A 17,380-nucleotide genomic window follows, 5' to 3' on the forward strand; every position below is an offset into this window, starting at 1 on the left:
TCACAACGCGTGGTGTTAGTTTGCTGAGCTGACTTGAACGACGAACCTGTGTGACGCGTGAGTTGAACAGACACTGAAGGCGAAGCGGAGCGGATCGGACCCATGGGAAGAGCGGAAGACAGACGGGCGCGGGAGCGCGGTGGCCGCCGCCGAGCTGCCCCGAAGGACTCCGCCGAGCGCAGCGGCATACGCCGGTTCTTCACCTGGAAGAAGGTCCTGGGCTCGTTCTTCGGCCTCTGCCTGCTCGGTATGGCCGCCTTCGTTGTGATGTATCTGGTCATCGACGTGCCCGAGGGCAGCAAGGCCGCCGCGGCGGCGCAGCAACAGAGCAACGTCTACAAGTACAGCGACGGCACGATCATGGCCCGTAAGGGCAAGGTCAACCGAGAGATCGTGGAGCTCGCCGAGGTCCCCAAGCCCGTCCAGAAGGCCTTCGTCGCCGCCGAGAACAAGTCCTTCTACAAGGACGCCGGCGTGGACTTCAAGGGCACCACCCGCGGTCTCATCAACACCCTCTCCGGCAAGGGCAAGCAGGGTGGTTCGACGATCACCCAGCAGTACGTCAAGAACTACTACCTCGATCAGGACCAGACCGTCACCCGCAAGCTCAAGGAACTGGTCATCTCGCTGAAGGTGGACCGCACGACGTCCAAGGACGACATCCTCGCCGGCTACATCAACACCAGCTACTACGGCCGCAACGCCTACGGCATCCAGGCCGCCGCCCAGGCGTACTACCGCGTAGACGCAAGCAAACTGACAGTGGAACAGGGCGCCTATCTCGCCGCGGTGTTGCAGGCCCCGAGCCAGTACGACTGGGCGGTCGCGACGGACACGGGCAGGGAACTCGTCAAGCAGCGCTGGGCGTACGTACTGAACAACATGGTCGAGGAGAACTGGCTCGACTCCGCCAAGCGCGACGGCATGAAGTTCCCCGAGCCCAAGGAGCCGAAGGGCGCGCCGGGCCTGGAGGGGCAGAACGGCTACCTGTGGGACGCGGCCAACAGGGCGCTGCAGAAGCAGCTCGTCGCCCAGGGCACCGCCTCCGACCTGGATGAGGCCGAGAGGATGGTCGCTGCGGGCGGCTGGACCATCACGCTGAACATCGACAAGAAGAAGCAGACGCAGCTCGAGAAGGCCGTCAAGTCGCAGCTCACCAGCAAGCTGGACGCCAAGAAGCGCAAGGTGGACGCCGATGTGCAGGCCGGCGCCGTCTCCGTCGATCCGAAGACCGGCAGGGTCGTCGCGCTGTACGGCGGCGTGGACTACCTGAAGCACTACACGAACAACGCGACCCGCACCGACTACCAGCCCGCCTCCACCTTCAAGCCGGTGATCCTCGCCGCAGCCGTGGAGGAGGAGGCCAAGACGCAGGACGGCACTCCCATCACGGCGGACACCGTCTACGACGGCACCAGCAAGCGCCCCGTCACGGACAACGGCAAGAAGGTCGGGTTCTCGCCCCCGAACGAGGACGACGTCGACTACGGCGACGTCACCGTGCAGACGGCGATGAACAAGTCCATCAACTCCGTCTTCGCGCAGATGGGCGTCGACGTCGGCATGGACCAGGTCATGAAGACCGCGGGCGATCTCGGCATGGACACCGCGGACCTGCAGGCCGTGCCCGCGCAGACACTCGGCTCGATGGGCGCGAGCCCCATGGAGATGGCCGGGGTGTACGCGACCCTCGCCAACCACGGCAAGAAGGTCACCCCCGCCCTGATCAAGTCGGCCGAACACAAGGACCGTACGGTCGAGATCCCGGACGCGATCGGCGACGAGGTCATCAGCCGCGAGGCCGCCGACACGGTCACGTCGGTACTCACCGGGGTGGTCGACGACGGCACGGCCCGGACGTCGGTGCGCGACAACCCGGCCCGTGACGGCCAGCAGGTCGCGGGCAAGACGGGTACGTCCGACTGCAACAGGTCGGCTTGGTTCACCGGTTACACGCCGAAACTCGTCACGTCGGTGGGCCTGTTCGGCGAAGCGGCCGAGGCGGGCACCACGCGGTGTGAGAAAGACAAGCCGGCAGTGAAGGTCAAGGCGTTCAGTCAGGTCACGCTGTCGGGCGCGGCCGGCGGCGGCCGGGTCAACGGTGGTGGCTTCCCGGCCGCGATCTGGGCGGCGTACACCTTCAACGCCATGGGCGACGTCAGCAAGTTCGACCTGGACACCGAGCAGGGCTCGGGCGTCCAGCCGACGTTCACCCCGCCGCCGACGGAGGAGCCTACGGAGCCGACGGAGGAGCCGACGACCGAGGAGCCGACGGAGGAGCCGACGACCGAGGAGCCGCCGACGGAGGAGCCGACGGAGGAGCCGCCGACGGAGGAGCCCACCGAGGAGCCGACGGACCCGATCGAGCCCTCCGAGGAGCCGACGGACCCGATCGAGCCCCCCGAGGACGGGGGCGGCGAGGGCGACGCCGATGCGGGCCCGGTGGTCCCGCAGTGAGACAGAAGCCCGCGCCCCTCGGAGGGCGCGGGCTTCTGCTTATGCTCGGTTCAGCTCGAACCAGACGACCTTGCCGGTACTGAGCCGGGTCGCGCCCCAGCGCCTGGCCAGCTTGTTCACCAGGTACAGCCCGCGCGCGCCCTCGTCCGTGGCGCGCGCCTGGCGCAGCCGCGGCAGCTACGGTACGTCGTTGCCGACCTCGCAGCGCAGTGCGTCCGTGCGCAGCAGTGAGCGCGTGAGAAAGACGCCCGGAACCACACCGGGCGCCCTTCTCACGTCTGCGCAGGCTAGGCGCGGCGGACCTCGAAGATGTCGACCTTGTCGTTCCAGTTCCCGCCACCGGGGTAGCCGAGGTTCTTGAAGTTGGACCACCCGCTCGGAGGATTGAGGCCCCTGACTCGGTCCTCGACGGGCCACGAGCGGAGGTCGGTGATCTTCGCGTTACCGTAATTGATCGGCCAGCGTCCGACCCAGTAGTAGACGGAGCTCAGCTTGTCCCGGCAGCCCCACTCCTTGAGGTCTTTCTTCCCGTCGCTGGACAGCCGCAGGAGCCTGCCCTTGTAGCCGGGGTCCATATACAGGCACCAGTAGTCGGCGAGGCACCGGCTGGGCGGGGCGGCGGCTGCGCGTGCCGCAGTGGCCTTCAGCGTCTCCTCGCGAACCTCGGCGGGCAGCTCGGGGTCGGCCAGGGCCTCCTCGTTCGAGTCGTAGCAGTGGACCTCCCCGCTGGGGAGCTCGGTGCAGTTGTCGGCCCCTTCCCATGACTCGGCGAGATTGATCTTCCGTCCTTTGTACTCGGCGATCACGGGATCCACGGACGGTTCTTCTGCCGTCGGCGTGGCCGTGACAGACGGCTCAGCAGTGGGCTCGTCGGCGTGTGCCGCCGCGCCACCGGTGAACACCAGGGCGGTTGCCGAGGCGCCGGCGAGGAAGACGCCGACAAGCGATCTGTTCATAAATTATTACCCTCAGTGAAGAATTTCCGGGTTCGGCCGTGACGGAGCGCCGTGAGCAGGAACCCGTGAAGGAAAGGAAAGATGGCGACGCCTGTGGCTGCTCGCCGGAGTCAGCTAATCCCGGCCCGTTGGTAACGCAACGAGGTCAATTCACCTTGCGCGGGATGCCGATATCGCGGCATGACGATGTAGAGCCCCCCATGACGACGTCATCCACCTGCGGTTGACGGCGCACTTCTGCGGCGGCCGGGTCGAGGCCACCGGAATGCGGCGTCACCATAGGCACAACACAAGATTGCAGGCAAGAGCGCGAACTCAGCATGGCTGGAATGGGACGGTCGAACAGGCAAGGCGCAAAGAGCACCGAATCCTGTGTGGCGCCAGCGATCAGAAAGGGGGCGGCGTAAACGAGTGTGTGATCGACGTGGCTGGATATTGCCCACCAGCCATGTGAAAGGCTCGCGGCCTAGTCGAACAGTGAAGCCCTCGGTCGGGGACCTGTCCCGTGCGATAATTCTCGATTCTGGACATTGTGGAGTGAAATCCTCTTTGTGGTGCAGCCTTTGCCTCCACAGGAAAAAGCTTGACGACCCCTCTCGATCGGGTTTATTTTTTCTCGACTCCACCGAGTTGCGGTGGTTGCATATTTGCGCGTTCTTAGCCCGCTGGTGCCTTTCCTCGGTAATTCCGCAACGGCACTGGTGGGTGAATTTCACCTGCAAAAAAAGGGGGAAGATTTCTGTGGCCGATGAGATGGTCAGACGGGCCCAGCAGTTCGTGAACCAAGTCTACGGAAGCCGCATCGGCATGACCGTGGCGGAGAACGGTCAGACGGGTTGGAACACCATGTACGCCCTCACCCGCGCTCTCCAGTACGAACTCGGTATCTCGTCGCTCTCCAACAGCTTCGGACCCACCACGCTCTCCACGCTCACCTCGAAGCACCCCAAGCTGAACGCGTCGACCGTGCCGTCCGCGGACTTCTGCCGCATCATCCAGTCGGCGATGTACTGCAAGGGCTACGACGGCGGCGACATCGATGGGAAGTACAGCTCCCGCGTCGAAGCCGGGATCTCCAAGCTGAAGGCCGACATGGGCCTCGAAGGCGCCTTCCCGGGCGGCAGCCTCGAACCCAAGGTGTTCAAGGGCCTGCTGAACATGGACGCCTATGTCACCGTCGACTCCGGCTCCGACGCGATCCGCAGCGTCCAGCGGTGGCTGAACGGCCGGTACGTGAAGCGCAGTGACTTCTTCATCATCCCGTGTGACGGTCACAACTCCCGCGACGTGTCCAAGTCCATGCTCTACGCCATCCAGTACGAGCTCGGCATGGCCGACGGCACCGCGAACGGCGTATTCGGGCCAGGGACCCAGAGCGGGCTGAAGAGCCACACGGTGACGGTCGGGGAAACCGGCACTTGGGCCCTGCTGTTCTCCGCCGCCATGATCCTCAACAGGCGACCGGTGTCTTTCGGAGGCTTCACCACGGCCACGCAGACGGCGGTGGAGGACTTCCAGTTGTTCGCGCGGCTCACCGTCAGCGGCAAGGGTGACTTCCCGACCTGGGCCTCCCTCCTCGTCTCGTACGGCGACCAGTCCCGCAAGGGCGAGGCCTGCGACGGCGTCACCAAGATCACGCCGGCCCGGGCCGCCGCCCTGAAGGCGGAGGGCGTCAAGTACGTCGGGCGCTACCTCACCAACCCGAGTACGACCAGCCTGCCGGAGAAGGAGATCCAGCCGGGGGAGCTGCAGACCATCGCCGACAACGGCCTGCGTTGCTTCCCGATCTACCAGACGTACGGTCGTGATGCCTCCGGCTTCAATTACGCCGCCGGGCGGGCGGCGGGCCAGGCCGCAGTCAACGCCGCCCTGGACCACGGATTCAAGCCGGGCACTCGCATATTCTTCGCCGTCGACTTCGACGCCCTGGACGCGGACGTCACCAGCAACGTCCTGCCCCACTTCAAGGGCATCCAGGATGCCCTCCAAGAGGATGGCATCCGGTTCGCGATCGGCGTGTACGGACCGCGCAACGTCTGCACGCGGGTCGGCGAGGCCGGCCACTCCGGTGCCTCGTTCGTCTCCGACATGTCCTCCGGCTTCTCGGGCAACTTCGGCTACCCGCTGCCCAAGGACTGGGCCTACGACCAGATCGTCACCAAGTGGATCGGCTCCGGCGACGGACGGATCGAGATCGACGTCAACATCGCCTCCGGCCGCGACATCGGACAGAACTCGTTCAACAAGCCGCGCACAGCCATGGCGGACGTCCGGTTCAACGGCGACTACCTGGCCTCCCTGCGCACGGACGTCGGTAAGTACATGCAGTCGATCGGCTTCCCGAACGACGGCGGCAACCGCGTCTTCACCCACGCAGAGTGCTTCGATACGATCCTCGCCAACGACGACGTCATCACCGCGCAGTCGAACCGGTTCAACATGCGCAAGGCGCTGATCCAGACGTCGGCGTACTGGGAGATGCGCCACTACGACCTCGTCGACCAGACGGTGGACCACCAGGTCGCCTCGTACCACCTCAACGGCGTCGGTGCGGTGAAGGACTCCTCCACGGGCATCGCGCAGATCAGTGGTGACGTCGGAATCCGTGCCTGGAACCACTGCATCGACTGGGGCTATCTGACGGGAACGAAGCTCGACCCGGCCAAGGACGCCGACATCTGGACGATGTGGCAGAAGGTCAACAAGGACAACGCCTACGCCCTGCGCACCGTGTCGCTGATCCACCTGTGGGGCGCTGACGGCAAGCCGGGCGGCAACAACCCTCCCGATGGCGAGAAACCCCTGCGGTTCATGAGCCTCGACTACAAAGAGTCGGAGATATTCCAGATTTTGCGTCGTTATCAGGGATGGGGAAACGAGGCGGAGGAGCATGCGACCAAGCGCATGGGCCTCTACCAGGTCTTCGAGAAGTACAACGGAATCGTCCGAAACCTTTGAGTGAGGCCCTGTGAGCGACAGCCAGCCGAACGTCCTGGCCGTACTGGTGATCGTCCTCCTCGGGCTGGCCGTAGCGGGTGCTCTCGCCGTGTACGGCTGCACCACGCTGGCCCGGCACGGTGTGAGACGTTCGGGCCCGGCTGTCCTGCTCCGCGGCTGCGCCGCACTCGCCGGCTGCGCCGCGGCGGCCCTGTACGTCTGGGGCGCTGTCCACCTCATACGCGACGAGACGATGACGGACCAGGCATGCAAGGACGCGGTGCCGTCGGCACAGGCGGCCAGCATCGACGGCTACTCCGTTTCCTACGTCCCGCTGCAGTTGGACTGTCACGTCAAGGGCGCCGGCACATACGCCGCGGCCGTCCCGGACTATGTCAATCCCGGCGTGGTGGCTCTGGCCCTGCTCGCCGCCGTGCTCGGAATCTCGGCGGGCTTCGCGACGGAGCTCCGCGCAAGAGCCGACTTCAGGAAAGAGACTTCCAGTTGAACCCCTCCCACATCACACGACGTGGCCTCCTGGGCCGTGCGGCGGCGATCACGGGTGCCGCGATCGCCGCCTCCCTCCCCGCCTCCCAGTTCCTCGCCTCCCCTGCGTACGCAGCCGCGCAGGACCCGACCCCGGCGGAGGTGCGCGAGGCCGTGCGCAGAGCGCAGGAACGCAACAGACGTGTGCTGACAGGCAAGCCGTCAGGCAACGGCTGGGAGATGGAGCGGGTCGCCGACGGCGGCGGTTCCATCTACACCCGTCCCGTCCCTGGCACGCCCCTGGCCGGCATCGCGGTACGCATGGGCGAGGTCGAGACCGTCCTCGTGCATTTCGTGCGCCGTTTTCACTACGAGATCGACGCACTGCGCGCGGGCGATGTCGTCGGATGGCGCTCCCCGGCAACAGTCCGCAAGGGACTGGCGGAGTCGAACCAGGCGTCCGGCACGGCCGTGCAGATCCGGCCGGGCCACTACCCGAGTGGGGCGCGCGGCGGCTTCTATCCCCAGCAGTTGCTGGTGATCCGCGATGTCCTCGCCGAACTGGACGGTGTCGTCCGCTGGGGCGGGGACGACAGGAAAGCCGATGAGGCGCTGTTCTACATCGACGTCAAGCCCGGCGACAAACGCCTGGCCAAGGTGGCGGCCAAGATCCGCGGCTGGAGCGATGACCCCGCGGCCGGGGCCGGTGCTCCGGTGGACGTGTTCTCCGGCAGCCGCCGCAAGGCGGCCGGGGCGCTCGCGGAGCGTCAGCGCGAGGCGGCGTAGGAAACGGCGGTCGGTCTGCCGTCCGAGTGCCCGGTGCCGAGCGGCGGCCCCGGGCACTCGCGCGTTGGACGGACGGTCCCGTCACCCCCCGCTGCGGCGGCCGGACCGCGGTATGAGTGTCACTCGCACCTTTCAGGACGGGTGGTCGCCGCGCTCGATCAACTCGTACAGATCGCGGCGGGGCAGTCACCCCCGGTTCAGCTCGAACCAGACCACCTTGCCCGTACTGAGCCGCGTCGCGCCCCATCGCCTGGCCAGTCTGTTCACCAGGTACAGCCCGCGCCCGCCCTCGTCCGTGGCCCGCGCCTGGCGCAGTCGCGGCAGCTGGGGCACGTCGTCGCCGACCTCGCAGCGGAGTACGTCCGTGCGCAGCAGGCGCAGCGAGACCGGCCGTGAGGCATAGCGCACGGCGTTGGTGACGACCTCGCTGACGAGCAGCTCCACGGAGTCGCTCATGTCCTCCATGTCCCAGCGGGACAGTGCACGCCGGGCGAGGCGCCTGGCTTTGCCCGGCGCCGTCTCCTCGGGGTCCAGATGCCAGACCGCGACATCGCTGGGCGCGATGCCGTCGAAGCGGGCGGCGAGCAGCGCGATGTCGTCGTCCCGGTCGCCCGGGCCGAGCATGTCGAGCACCTCGTCGCACAGCGCCTCGAGCGGCGGCGAGTGGTCCGCACCGGTCAACTGGGCGGTGGCGGCGAGCTTTTCCCGCAGCTGCTCTATCCCGGTCCACACATCACGCAGCCGGGACTCCACAAGACCGTCGGTGTAGAGCAGCAGTGTGGCCCCGGCGGGCGCGTCCAGCTCGACCGCCTCGAAGTCCACACCTCCCACGCCGATGGGGGCACCCGGCGGCACCCGCAGCACCTCGGCCCGGCCGCCCAGGTGCAGCAGGACCGGCGGAGGATGGCCGGCGTTGGCGATGGTGATCCGGTGCGCGACCGGGTCGTAGACGGCGTACAGACAGGTCGCCATGCGATCCGTGCCCAGCCGCTGGGCCTGCTCGTCGAGGTGGTGCAGCACCTCCTGCGGCGGCAGATCGAGCCCGGCCAGGGTCTGTGCGGTCGTGCGCAGCTGGCCCATGATGGCCGCCGAGGTCATGGAGTGGCCCATCACGTCACCGACGACGAGGGCGACCCGGCTGCCGGGCAGCGGAATCGCGTCGTACCAGTCGCCGCCGACCCGTGCCGTCTCGGCCGCCGGCAGGTAGCGCGAGGCGAGCCGCACACCCGTCGGACGCGGCAGCGTCTCGGGCAGCATCGTGCGCTGCAACTCGTCGGCGATGTACGCCTCGCGGCCGTACAGCACCGCCTTGTCGATGCCGAGCGCGCTGTGCGTGGCGAGCTGGGCCGCGACGAGCAGATCGTCGGCCTCGAAGGCCGGCCGGTCGGGGCGGCGCAGGAAGAGCGCGGCCCCGATCACGCGTCTGCGACCGCGCAGCGGGGCGAGGATGGCGCGCTGGCCGCCCGGAATGGTCAGCTCCTCGCCGATCAGCTCGGGCAGCGCGGCGCGTGCCGCGGGCGCGTCCGCGAAGACGGGCCGTACGCCCCGCAGCACCTCGGCGAGTGCGCCGCCGGGCCGCACCTCGCACAGCTCGGAGGTCGCCCCGAGGTCGGGCTCGCTCTGGAGCGCGGGCAGCAGGAAGCCCTCGGTGTCCCGGTCCTCCGGGATCCGGTCCGTACGCCGCAGCCGCAGTACGACGGGCCCGGTGGGCCGCTCGTCGCCGACCGGCAGCGGATCGCGCAGATAGACGAGGATCGCGTCCGAGTAGGTCGGCACGGTGGCCCGGCACAGGCCCATCACGATCTCGTCGAGGTCTATGCCGCGGGCGATCCGCCTCGTCGCGGCCCCCACGAAACGCAGCCGGTCGCCGTCACGCCGCATGGGCATGGGCGTACCGGGCGCCGGGCCCTGCCCCTTACGGCGGTCCGGCACGGCCGGCGCCTCCGACTGCGCCGGAATGGAGCCCGGCACCGGGCGCGGCCGGTGCGGATCGGGTTCGGCGGCCGACGGCTGGGAGTGCTCGGGACCCGCGGGCGCGGGCGTCCCGGCCGGGCCGTGGCCGTCGGAGGGAGCGGGCGTGCCGTGGCTGCCCGCGGGCGTGCCGGTGGCGGCACGACGGGCTTCGGCGGGAGCGGGGGAGCCCAGCGGGCCGCTCTGTGGCGGTAAAGCCGTGGAGCTGGAGCCCTGGGCCGACGGATCCGGGGTACGCAGCAGCGCCCCGCGGGGGTCCGCGGGGGCGTTGGGCCCGGCAGCTCCTGGCTGGTGGCCCTCGTGGGAGTTGGGGTGCTCCGTCACGCGTGTCGAATCCATCCGTCCGGGGCTGCGTGCCATGCGTGCGGTTCGTCCCGCAGGAATGCCGATACCCGGATTACGTGTCCCAGGAACGGAATTCCCGCGTGCTCGGACGGCCTCTCAGGGCCGGGCCCGGCCGGCGACGCCGACAGGGACAGCCCGTCCAGCCGTTTCCCAGCCGTACGACCGTACCCCTCGTACCCCTCGCTCACGTCCTGCCGCCCCTCGGTGACGTATGGTCAAGCCCAGCGCATGCCGCGCGAGTTGTTGCTGCTCTGCAGCCCTTGCGGAGGACGATCCTACGGTTGTACCACGGGGGCGCAACAAGGGTCTCATGTGGACACGTGGGTGGGCGTACGGTCCCAGTCGTCCGGCAACGACGGCACGGACCAGGCCGGATCCGGGCGCCAGTGCTGCCAGCCGTCCGAGAACGGCGGGCCCCAGGCGCGGATCACCTCCACCGCGGACCGCCCGGCCTCCCGTACATCTTGAGCCAGTTGAAGATCCATCAGACCGTCCCGCTGAGCCTGCGCGAACTCGTCCTCGTCGCGCCAGCCCCAAGTCCGGTCCGGATACACGCTGATGTCCAGGAAGTGGTCCTCGGAGTCGACCCCACCCGCCCATCTGACCAGCGGTTCTTCCAAGTTGACGTACCAGTTCTTGAACTTCCAGCCCGGCTCCCAGAACAGCCACACCGACCAGGCCTCACCGGGCCGCGCCAGCTTCAGCACGCCCGTGCCGAACCAGCGGTCGCGCTGTACGGTCCGCGGCCTGGTGTAGCGCGACTCCAGCGGCTCCGCATGCAGGGGTGTGCCATCGGCGAGCACCGGCTTCACGCACTCGGTGCCGGGGGCCATCCATACGCCGAGCAGCTCGGCATCGTCCCGTACGACGGTCACGGGACGGCAGATATGGACGCGCGCGCCGCCGTTCTCCCGGTACCGCCACAGGATCTGACTCCCGGGCGCCCAGAACGCCGCCGTTCCGCCCGCCTGCACGTCTGCCACCGCTCCGCCCTCTGTCATGGCCAGATTTTAGGTGCCCAGGACATACGACGCTGCGGTGCGCGTCACGGTTCGCGCGGCGCGCGTCAGGACGTTACGGGCGCGTCATCCCCAGGACATCCAGGGCCTCGTCCAGCTGCTCCAGCGTGAGATCGCCGCGGTCGACGTACCCGGACTCCAGGACGACCTGGCGGATCGTCTTGCGTTCGGCCAGCGACTTTTTGGCCACCTTCGCGGCCTCCTCGTAGCCGATGTACTTGTTGAGCGGCGTCACCACGGACGGCGACGACTCGGCGTACTCGCGGGCCCGTTCGCGGTTGGCGGTGATCCCGTCCACAGTCCGGTCGGCGAGCAGCCGGGAGACGTTCGCAAGGAGGCGTACGGACTCCAGGACGTTCTTCGCGATGACCGGAAGCATCACATTGAGCTCGAAGTTCCCGGCCGCGCCCGCCGCGGCGACGGTGGCGTCGTTTCCGGTCACCTGCGCGGCGACCATGAGAACGGCCTCGGGAATGACCGGATTCACCTTGCCCGGCATGATCGACGAGCCGGGCTGGAGGTCGGGGAGGCTGATCTCGGCGAGTCCGGTCCGGGGGCCCGAGGCCATCCAGCGCAGATCATTCGCGATCTTGGTCAGCCCGACCGCGATCGTCCGCAACTGTCCGCTCGTCTCGACGATCCCGTCCCGCGCGCCCTGCGCCTCGAAGTGGTTGCGCGCCTCGGTGAGCGGCAGTCCCGTCGTCCGCGCCACCTCGGCGATCACGGCGGCGGAGAACCCGGGCGGGGTGTTGATGCCCGTGCCCACGGCAGTTCCGCCCAGCGGCAGTTCGGCCAGCCGCGGCAGCGAGGCGCTGAGCCGCTCGATCCCGTACCGAACCTGGGCCGCGTACCCCCCGAACTCCTGGCCCAGCGTCACGGGCGTCGCGTCCATCAGATGCGTACGCCCCGACTTCACGACGTCGGCGAACTCCTCGGCCTTCCGCTCCAGTGAAGCGGCCAGGTGCTCCAGGGCGGGGACGAGGTCGCGGGTGACGGCGGCGGTGGCGGCGATGTGGATGGAGGAGGGGAAGACGTCGTTCGACGACTGCGAGGCGTTCACATGGTCATTGGGGTGTACGTCCCTGCCGAGCCGTTCGCTTGCGAGGGTGGCGACGACCTCGTTGGTGTTCATGTTGGAGGAGGTGCCGGACCCTGTCTGGAAGACGTCCACGGGGAAGTGCTCGTCCCACTTGCCGTCCGCGACCTCGCCGGCCGCGTCCTGGACGGCCTCCGCGACGTCCTTGTCGAGCACGCCCAGCTCGGCGTTCACCTTGGCGGCGGCGGCCTTGATCCGGGCGAGGGCTTCGATGTGCGCGCGCTCGATGTGCTGGCCGGAGATGGGGAAGTTCTCCACTGCGCGCTGGGTTTGGGCCCGCCACTTGGCGTCCGCGGGGACGCGGACTTCGCCCATGGAGTCGTGCTCGATGCGGTAGTCGGTCATGCGGCGTATAGCGCCCCCGCCGCCCCTGCCCATTCCCGTCCCCTGCGGCTCCGCCCCTTCGGCCCCGCCAGGTGCTCCGCCCCTGGACCCCGCTGGGGCTGCGTCCCAGACCCCCGTCGGCCTGAACGGCCTCGTCCTCAAGCGCCGGACGGGCTGGTTGGTGCGGGGCTGGGCTGGGTTGGGCTGGGTTGGGCTGGGTTGGGCTGCAAGGGTTCGCCCGGGCGGCGGAATTCAGCCCCAGCCCGGGCGAAAACAGCCTCTTCGGGGCACCTCCCAGCGGTTGCTGGGGAGAGTTTGAGGAGCGGGCGTCCGGGGGCTGGGCCCCCGAAACGGGGTCCGTGGCGGAGCCCGAAAGAGGCCAGGGGGCGCTGCCCCCTGGCGGGGTCCGGGGCGCAGCCCCGAGTGGGTCTGGGGGCGCAGACCTGAAGCGGGGTCGGGGGCGCAGCCCCGAGTGGGTCTGGGGGCGCAGACCTGAAGCGGGGTCGGGGGCGCAGCCGCGAGTGGGTCTGGGGGCGCAGCCCTGGAAGGAGTCCGGGGCGCAGCCCCGAAGGGGCCAGGGGGTAGCGCCCCCTGGCGGGGTCCGGGGCCTGGCCCCGGGATGGGACGGGTAGGGGCGGCGGGGGCGAGAAACGCCTAGCCCAGCCCCGGCCCCCGCACCGGGATCGTCGTGAACGTCGGCGCGGGTGCCGGGTCCTTGAAGAAGTCGTTGCCCTTGTCGTCGACCACGATGAACGCCGGGAAGTCCTCGACCTCGATCTTCCAGACCGCCTCCATGCCGAGCTCCTCGTACTCGACGACCTCGACCTTCTTGATGCAGTCCTGGGCGAGCCGGGCCGCAGGCCCGCCGATCGAGCCGAGATAGAAGCCGCCGTGGGTCCCGCACGCATCGGTGACCTGCTGCGAACGGTTCCCCTTCGCCAGCATCACCTTGGACCCGCCCGCCGCCTGGAACTGCTCCACATAGGAATCCATCCGGCCGGCGGTCGTCGGACCGAACGACCCGGACGCGTACCCCTCCGGGGTCTTCGCCGGGCCCGCGTAGTACACGGGGTGATCCTTCAGGTACTGCGGCATCTCCTCACCCGCATCCAGCCGCTCCTTGATCTTGGCGTGCGCGATGTCGCGCGCCACGACGAGCGGACCGGTGAGCGAGAGCCGGGTCTTCACCGGGTACTTGGTGAGTTCCGCGAGGATCTCGTCCATCGGCCGATTGAGGTCGATCTTGACGACGTTGCCCTCTTCGGAGAGGTGCTCGTCCGTCGTCTCAGGCAGGAAGCGCGCCGGGTCCGTCTCCAGCTGCTCCAGGAAGACGCCCTCCGCCGTGATCTTCGCGGTGGCCTGACGGTCGGCCGAACAGGAGACGGCGATCGCCACCGGACAGGACGCACCGTGCCGGGGGAGGCGGACCACGCGTACGTCATGGCAGAAGTACTTGCCACCGAACTGCGCCCCGATCCCGATCCGCTGCGTCAGCTCGAAGACCTTCTGCTCCAGCTCCTTGTCCCGGAAGCCATGGCCGAGCGGCGAGCCCTCCGCCGGGATCTCGTCCAGGTAGTGCGCGGAGGCGTACTTCGCGGTCTTCAGGGCGTACTCGGCGCTCGTTCCGCCGACGACTATGGCGAGGTGGTACGGGGGACAAGCGGCCGTACCCAGCGAACGGATCTTCTCCTCCAGGAACTTCATCATGGAGGCCTCGTTCAGGACGGCCTTCGTCTCCTGGTAGAGGAACGACTTGTTGGCGCTTCCGCCGCCCTTCGCCATGAACAGGAACTTGTAGGCGCCGCCGTCCGTCGCGTACAGCTCGATCTGGGCGGGGAGGTTGGAGCCGGTGTTCTTCTCCTCCCACATGGTGAGCGGGGCCATCTGCGAGTAGCGCAGGTTCAGCTTGGTGTACGCGTCGTAGATGCCTCGGGACAGCGCCTTCTCGTCCTCACCTTCGGTGAGGACGTTCTGTCCGCGCTTGCCCATCACGATCGCCGTACCGGTGTCCTGGCACATGGGCAGAACGCCCGCGGCGGCGATGTTCGCGTTCTTCAGGAGGTCCAGCGCCACGAACTTGTCGTTCGACGACGCCTCCGGGTCGTCGATGATGCGGCGCAGCTGTGCGAGGTGCGCCGGACGCAGGTAGTGCTGAATGTCATGGATCGCCTCTTCGGCGAGCTTGCGCAGCGCCTGAGGCTCGACCTTGAGGAATGTGCGCCCGTCGGCCTCGAAGGTGGAGACACCTTCCGAGGTCACCAGCCGGTATGGGGTGGTGTCCTCTCCCTGGGGGAGCAGATCGGTGTAGACGAACTCAGGCATGTCGCCCATTCCTCACTAGTAAAGGCAGCGGCTGGCCTCCGTTGGCAGCGCCCACCAGCGTAGGACGCGGTCGAAGGGCGGGGCTTGTGAGGTAAGGCTCAGTTGGAGTGCCGGACTGACCTTCGGTGGTTTTCCAGACGGTTTTCCACAGGCCGTCTCAAGGGGTAGTCGCGATCTATCGCGTTTGGGTACGCTGCTGTCGTGGACCTTCAAAAGAGCCCCGCAGGCAACGCGGGAACGCCCGAGCGGCAGCCCCCGGCACCGACCGATTTGCGCGCCTCCGACGCCGACCGCGACCGCACCGCCGACATACTGCGCGACGCCCTCGGCGAGGGGCGTCTCACCGCGGAGGAGCACGCCGAGCGGGTCGAGGAGGTCTTCCGCGCCAAGACCGTCGGCGAACTCGAACCGCTCGTCCGCGACCTCCCCGGCGAGCACCGGACGCGAGCGACGCGCGCCTACCAGCCGCCGCCCACCCACCCCACTCCGGGCGAGGTACCCCCGGTGGCCGACGAGAACGTGGTGGCGGTGCTCAGCTCCGCGACCCGCAGGGGTCGTTGGCGGATAGGCCGTCGCACACATGCGTACGCCATTTTCGGCAGCGTCGAGATAGACCTCAGCGAGGCGATCTTCGAGCACCGGCAGGTCGTCATCAAGGCCTTCTCGGTCTTCGGCAGCGTGGAGATCCGCGTCCCGGAGAACGTCTCACTGCGGGGAAACGGCGGCGGTGTTCTCGGCAGTTTCGAAGTGCGCACGCTGGATTCGGGCGAGCAGGACGCACCCGTGGTTTATGTGGACGGATTTGCCCTATTGGGAAGCATTGAGGCAAAACCCAAGCGCGGCAAGGTGATTGAGGACCTTCTGGACCGGCTCGGTGACCGGGTGAACGACAAGTTGCGCAAACACCTGGGTCATTGACGGTCGCGAATTCGAGGGCAACTCGGCGGCGCTTCGGCGGCAAGCGGAGCGATCTGATCCGCTCGGACCTGCGAAGAACTCCCGTGCTTCGGAACTCAGTGCATAGGCGCGCGCACAGCGGGTAGGCCTTGTCGCATCGTCGCTCGCTCCCGAAGCCGTCGTCAGGAGTAGACCGTGCTGCATCCGCCGCATCAGTCCCTGCAGGTCGCTGCCGTTCCGCCCCAGGGGGTTCCGGTGCGTGAGAGGGACCAGGACGCCCCGTGGCATACGGAGGCCGTGTGCCGCCGCGACGAGGCCGGGCTGTTCTTCGCACCCTCAAAAGAGCCCACGGCGGCCCGGCTGTCCCGCGAGGACGCGGCGAAGCGGGTCTGCGCACGCTGCCCGGTGATGGTCCAGTGCCGCGAACACGCACTGCTGCAACCCGAGCCGTACGGAGTATGGGGCGGCCTCACCGCCGCCGAGCGCCGCGTGGTCCTGGCCCGACGCCGCCGCCGCGACCTCGAACTCAAGAAGGCGACTCGCTCCACGGCGGGACAGATAGCGGCGGCCGGATAGTCCGGCACGTCAATGGGGCGCCCCTCCGCACAAGGGGGCGCCCCATTGACGTACGTACGACCTTCACGTACGTACGACTTCTACTTCGCCCGGTCGAAGTCGATCGTGCTGTAAGCGCGCAGCTTGCTCAGCCGGTGTTCGGAGCTGATCTGGCGGACGGTGCCGGACTTGGAGCGCATGACGATCGAGTCGGTCGTCGCCGTCTCGGCGCGGTAGCGCACGCCGCGCAGCAGCTCGCCGTCGGTGATGCCGGTCGCGACGAAGAAGACGTTCTCGCCTGAGACCAGGTCGTCGGTGAACAGGACGCGGTCGAGATCGTGGCCCGCGTCGACGGCCCGCTGCCTCTCCTCGTCGTCCTTGGGCCATAGCTTCCCCTGGATGGTGCCGCCCAGGCACTTGACCGCGCACGCCGAGATGATGCCCTCCGGCGTACCGCCGATGCCCAGCAGCAGATCGATGCCGGTGCCCTCGCGCAGGGCGAGGATCGAGCCCGCGACATCGCCGTCGGAGATCAGCTTGATGCGTGCGCCGGTCTCCCGGATCTCCTTGATGATGCCCTCGTGCCGTGGCCGGTCGAGGATGACGACGGTGACGTCTTCGGGTGTGGACCGCTTGGCCTTGGCGACCCGGCGGATGTTCACGGACACCGGGGAGTTGATGTCGACGAAGTCGGCGGCCTCGGGGCCGGTGACCAGCTTGTCCATGTAGAAGACGGCGGACGGGTCGAACATGGTGCCGCGGTCGGCGGCGGCCAGCACGGCGATCGCGTTCGTCATGCCTTTCGCGGTCAGCGTGGTGCCGTCGATCGGGTCGACGGCGATATCGCACTCGGGGCCGGTCCCGTCACCGACGCGCTCCCCGTTGAACAGCATCGGGGCCTCGTCCTTCTCGCCCTCCCCGATGACGACGACGCCGTTCATCGAGACGGTGGAGACGAGGGTGCGCATGGCGCGTACGGCGGCTCCGTCGGCGCCGTTCTTGTCACCGCGGCCGACCCAGCGGCCTGCGGCCATCGCGGCGGCTTCGGTGACCCGGACGAGTTCCAGGGCGAGGTTGCGGTCGGGGGCCTCGGACGGGACCTCGAGTTCGGAAGGCAAGTGATGCTCGGTCATCGGAGCGCACCTTTCTGATACGACGACGGCCGGATGAGGGTGTGGCTGACTCTATCCTCAGTCCGACAAAATGAGCAGGGGCCCCCACGGATGAGC

12 protein-coding genes and 1 pseudogene are annotated in these 17,380 nt (G+C 68.2%); 6 read left to right on the forward strand and 7 right to left on the reverse strand.

The genetic code is table 11. The features are described from left to right. Positions 1-102 precede the first annotated feature (102 nt). On the forward strand, positions 103-2,457 hold the full coding sequence (locus tag ACGFNK_RS09270; protein WP_393413490.1) for a transglycosylase domain-containing protein: 2,355 nt from the start codon (positions 103-105) through the stop codon (positions 2,455-2,457). A 39-nt stretch (positions 2,458-2,496) separates the two neighbouring features. Here ACGFNK_RS09270 and ACGFNK_RS09275 read toward each other — a convergent pair. Then, positions 2,497-2,697, reverse strand: a pseudogene (locus ACGFNK_RS09275) (ATP-binding protein); the annotation flags it as partial. A 47-nt stretch (positions 2,698-2,744) separates the two neighbouring features. Beyond that, complete coding sequence (locus ACGFNK_RS09280) at positions 2,745-3,413, reverse strand: peptidase inhibitor family I36 protein (protein ID WP_393413492.1); 669 nt, start codon at positions 3,411-3,413, stop codon at positions 2,745-2,747. Positions 3,414-4,154: 741 nt separating this feature from the next. Here ACGFNK_RS09280 and ACGFNK_RS09285 point away from each other — a divergent pair. From ACGFNK_RS09285 to ACGFNK_RS09295, 3 genes are read left to right on the forward strand one after another with little or no spacing between them, the layout of a single operon-like run. Further along, a complete protein-coding gene (locus ACGFNK_RS09285) occupies positions 4,155-6,371 on the forward strand; it encodes a glycoside hydrolase domain-containing protein (RefSeq protein ID WP_393413494.1) in 2,217 nt (738 codons plus the stop codon). A 10-nt stretch (positions 6,372-6,381) separates the two neighbouring features. After that, positions 6,382-6,858: a hypothetical protein gene (locus ACGFNK_RS09290; protein ID WP_393413496.1), complete on the forward strand. Its 477-nt coding sequence runs from the start codon at positions 6,382-6,384 to the stop codon at positions 6,856-6,858. Beyond that, positions 6,855-7,622, forward strand: coding sequence for a hypothetical protein (locus tag ACGFNK_RS09295; protein ID WP_393413498.1), 768 nt, complete (start codon positions 6,855-6,857; stop codon positions 7,620-7,622). The genes ACGFNK_RS09290 and ACGFNK_RS09295 overlap by 4 nt, the downstream gene beginning before the upstream one ends. A 186-nt stretch (positions 7,623-7,808) precedes the next feature. Here the strand turns inward: ACGFNK_RS09295 and ACGFNK_RS09300 are convergent, their stop codons facing one another. From ACGFNK_RS09300 to ACGFNK_RS09315, 4 genes are all read right to left on the reverse strand, one after another. Next, a complete protein-coding gene (locus ACGFNK_RS09300; RefSeq protein WP_393413500.1) occupies positions 7,809-9,932 on the reverse strand; it encodes a SpoIIE family protein phosphatase in 2,124 nt (707 codons plus the stop codon). 314 nt (positions 9,933-10,246) lie between these two features. Next, complete coding sequence (locus ACGFNK_RS09305; protein WP_393413502.1) at positions 10,247-10,939, reverse strand: DUF402 domain-containing protein; 693 nt, start codon at positions 10,937-10,939, stop codon at positions 10,247-10,249. Between the two features lie 73 nt (positions 10,940-11,012). After that, complete coding sequence (locus ACGFNK_RS09310) at positions 11,013-12,398, reverse strand: class II fumarate hydratase (RefSeq protein ID WP_393413504.1); 1,386 nt, start codon at positions 12,396-12,398, stop codon at positions 11,013-11,015. A 633-nt stretch (positions 12,399-13,031) separates the two neighbouring features. Continuing rightward, positions 13,032-14,699, reverse strand: a complete 1,668-nt coding sequence (locus tag ACGFNK_RS09315; RefSeq protein ID WP_393413506.1) for a fumarate hydratase — start codon at positions 14,697-14,699, stop codon at positions 13,032-13,034. Between the two features lie 201 nt (positions 14,700-14,900). On the opposite strand from ACGFNK_RS09315, the gene ACGFNK_RS09320 reads away from it, so the two are divergent. Together ACGFNK_RS09320 and ACGFNK_RS09325 are read left to right on the forward strand one after the other, a co-directional pair. Further along, positions 14,901-15,617: a DUF1707 domain-containing protein gene (locus ACGFNK_RS09320; protein WP_393413508.1), complete on the forward strand. Its 717-nt coding sequence runs from the start codon at positions 14,901-14,903 to the stop codon at positions 15,615-15,617. A gap of 174 nt (positions 15,618-15,791) precedes the next feature. Next, positions 15,792-16,172: a WhiB family transcriptional regulator gene (locus ACGFNK_RS09325; protein ID WP_388685685.1), complete on the forward strand. Its 381-nt coding sequence runs from the start codon at positions 15,792-15,794 to the stop codon at positions 16,170-16,172. 80 nt (positions 16,173-16,252) lie between these two features. Here the strand turns inward: ACGFNK_RS09325 and glpX are convergent, their stop codons facing one another. Continuing rightward, positions 16,253-17,284, reverse strand: coding sequence for a class II fructose-bisphosphatase (gene glpX, locus ACGFNK_RS09330; RefSeq protein ID WP_386342365.1), 1,032 nt, complete (start codon positions 17,282-17,284; stop codon positions 16,253-16,255). Positions 17,285-17,380 lie beyond the last annotated feature (96 nt).

Source organism: Streptomyces sp. NPDC048825, from assembly GCF_043198355.1.
GTDB lineage: Bacteria > Actinomycetota > Actinomycetes > Streptomycetales > Streptomycetaceae > Streptomyces > Streptomyces xiangluensis.

What these genes read in the sequence shown, in the direction of transcription:
- ACGFNK_RS09270 (WP_393413490.1), top strand. Translation starts at nt 103, where the DNA reads ATGGGAAGAGCGGAAGACAGACGGGCGCGGGAGCGCGGTGGCCGCCGC.
- ACGFNK_RS09280 (WP_393413492.1), bottom strand. Translation starts at nt 3,413, where the DNA reads ATGAACAGATCGCTTGTCGGCGTCTTCCTCGCCGGCGCCTCGGCAACC.
- ACGFNK_RS09300 (WP_393413500.1), bottom strand. Translation starts at nt 9,932, where the DNA reads ATGGATTCGACACGCGTGACGGAGCACCCCAACTCCCACGAGGGCCAC.
- ACGFNK_RS09305 (WP_393413502.1), bottom strand. Translation starts at nt 10,939, where the DNA reads ATGACAGAGGGCGGAGCGGTGGCAGACGTGCAGGCGGGCGGAACGGCG.
- ACGFNK_RS09310 (WP_393413504.1), bottom strand. Translation starts at nt 12,398, where the DNA reads ATGACCGACTACCGCATCGAGCACGACTCCATGGGCGAAGTCCGCGTC.
- ACGFNK_RS09315 (WP_393413506.1), bottom strand. Translation starts at nt 14,699, where the DNA reads ATGCCTGAGTTCGTCTACACCGATCTGCTCCCCCAGGGAGAGGACACC.
- glpX (WP_386342365.1), bottom strand. Translation starts at nt 17,284, where the DNA reads ATGACCGAGCATCACTTGCCTTCCGAACTCGAGGTCCCGTCCGAGGCC.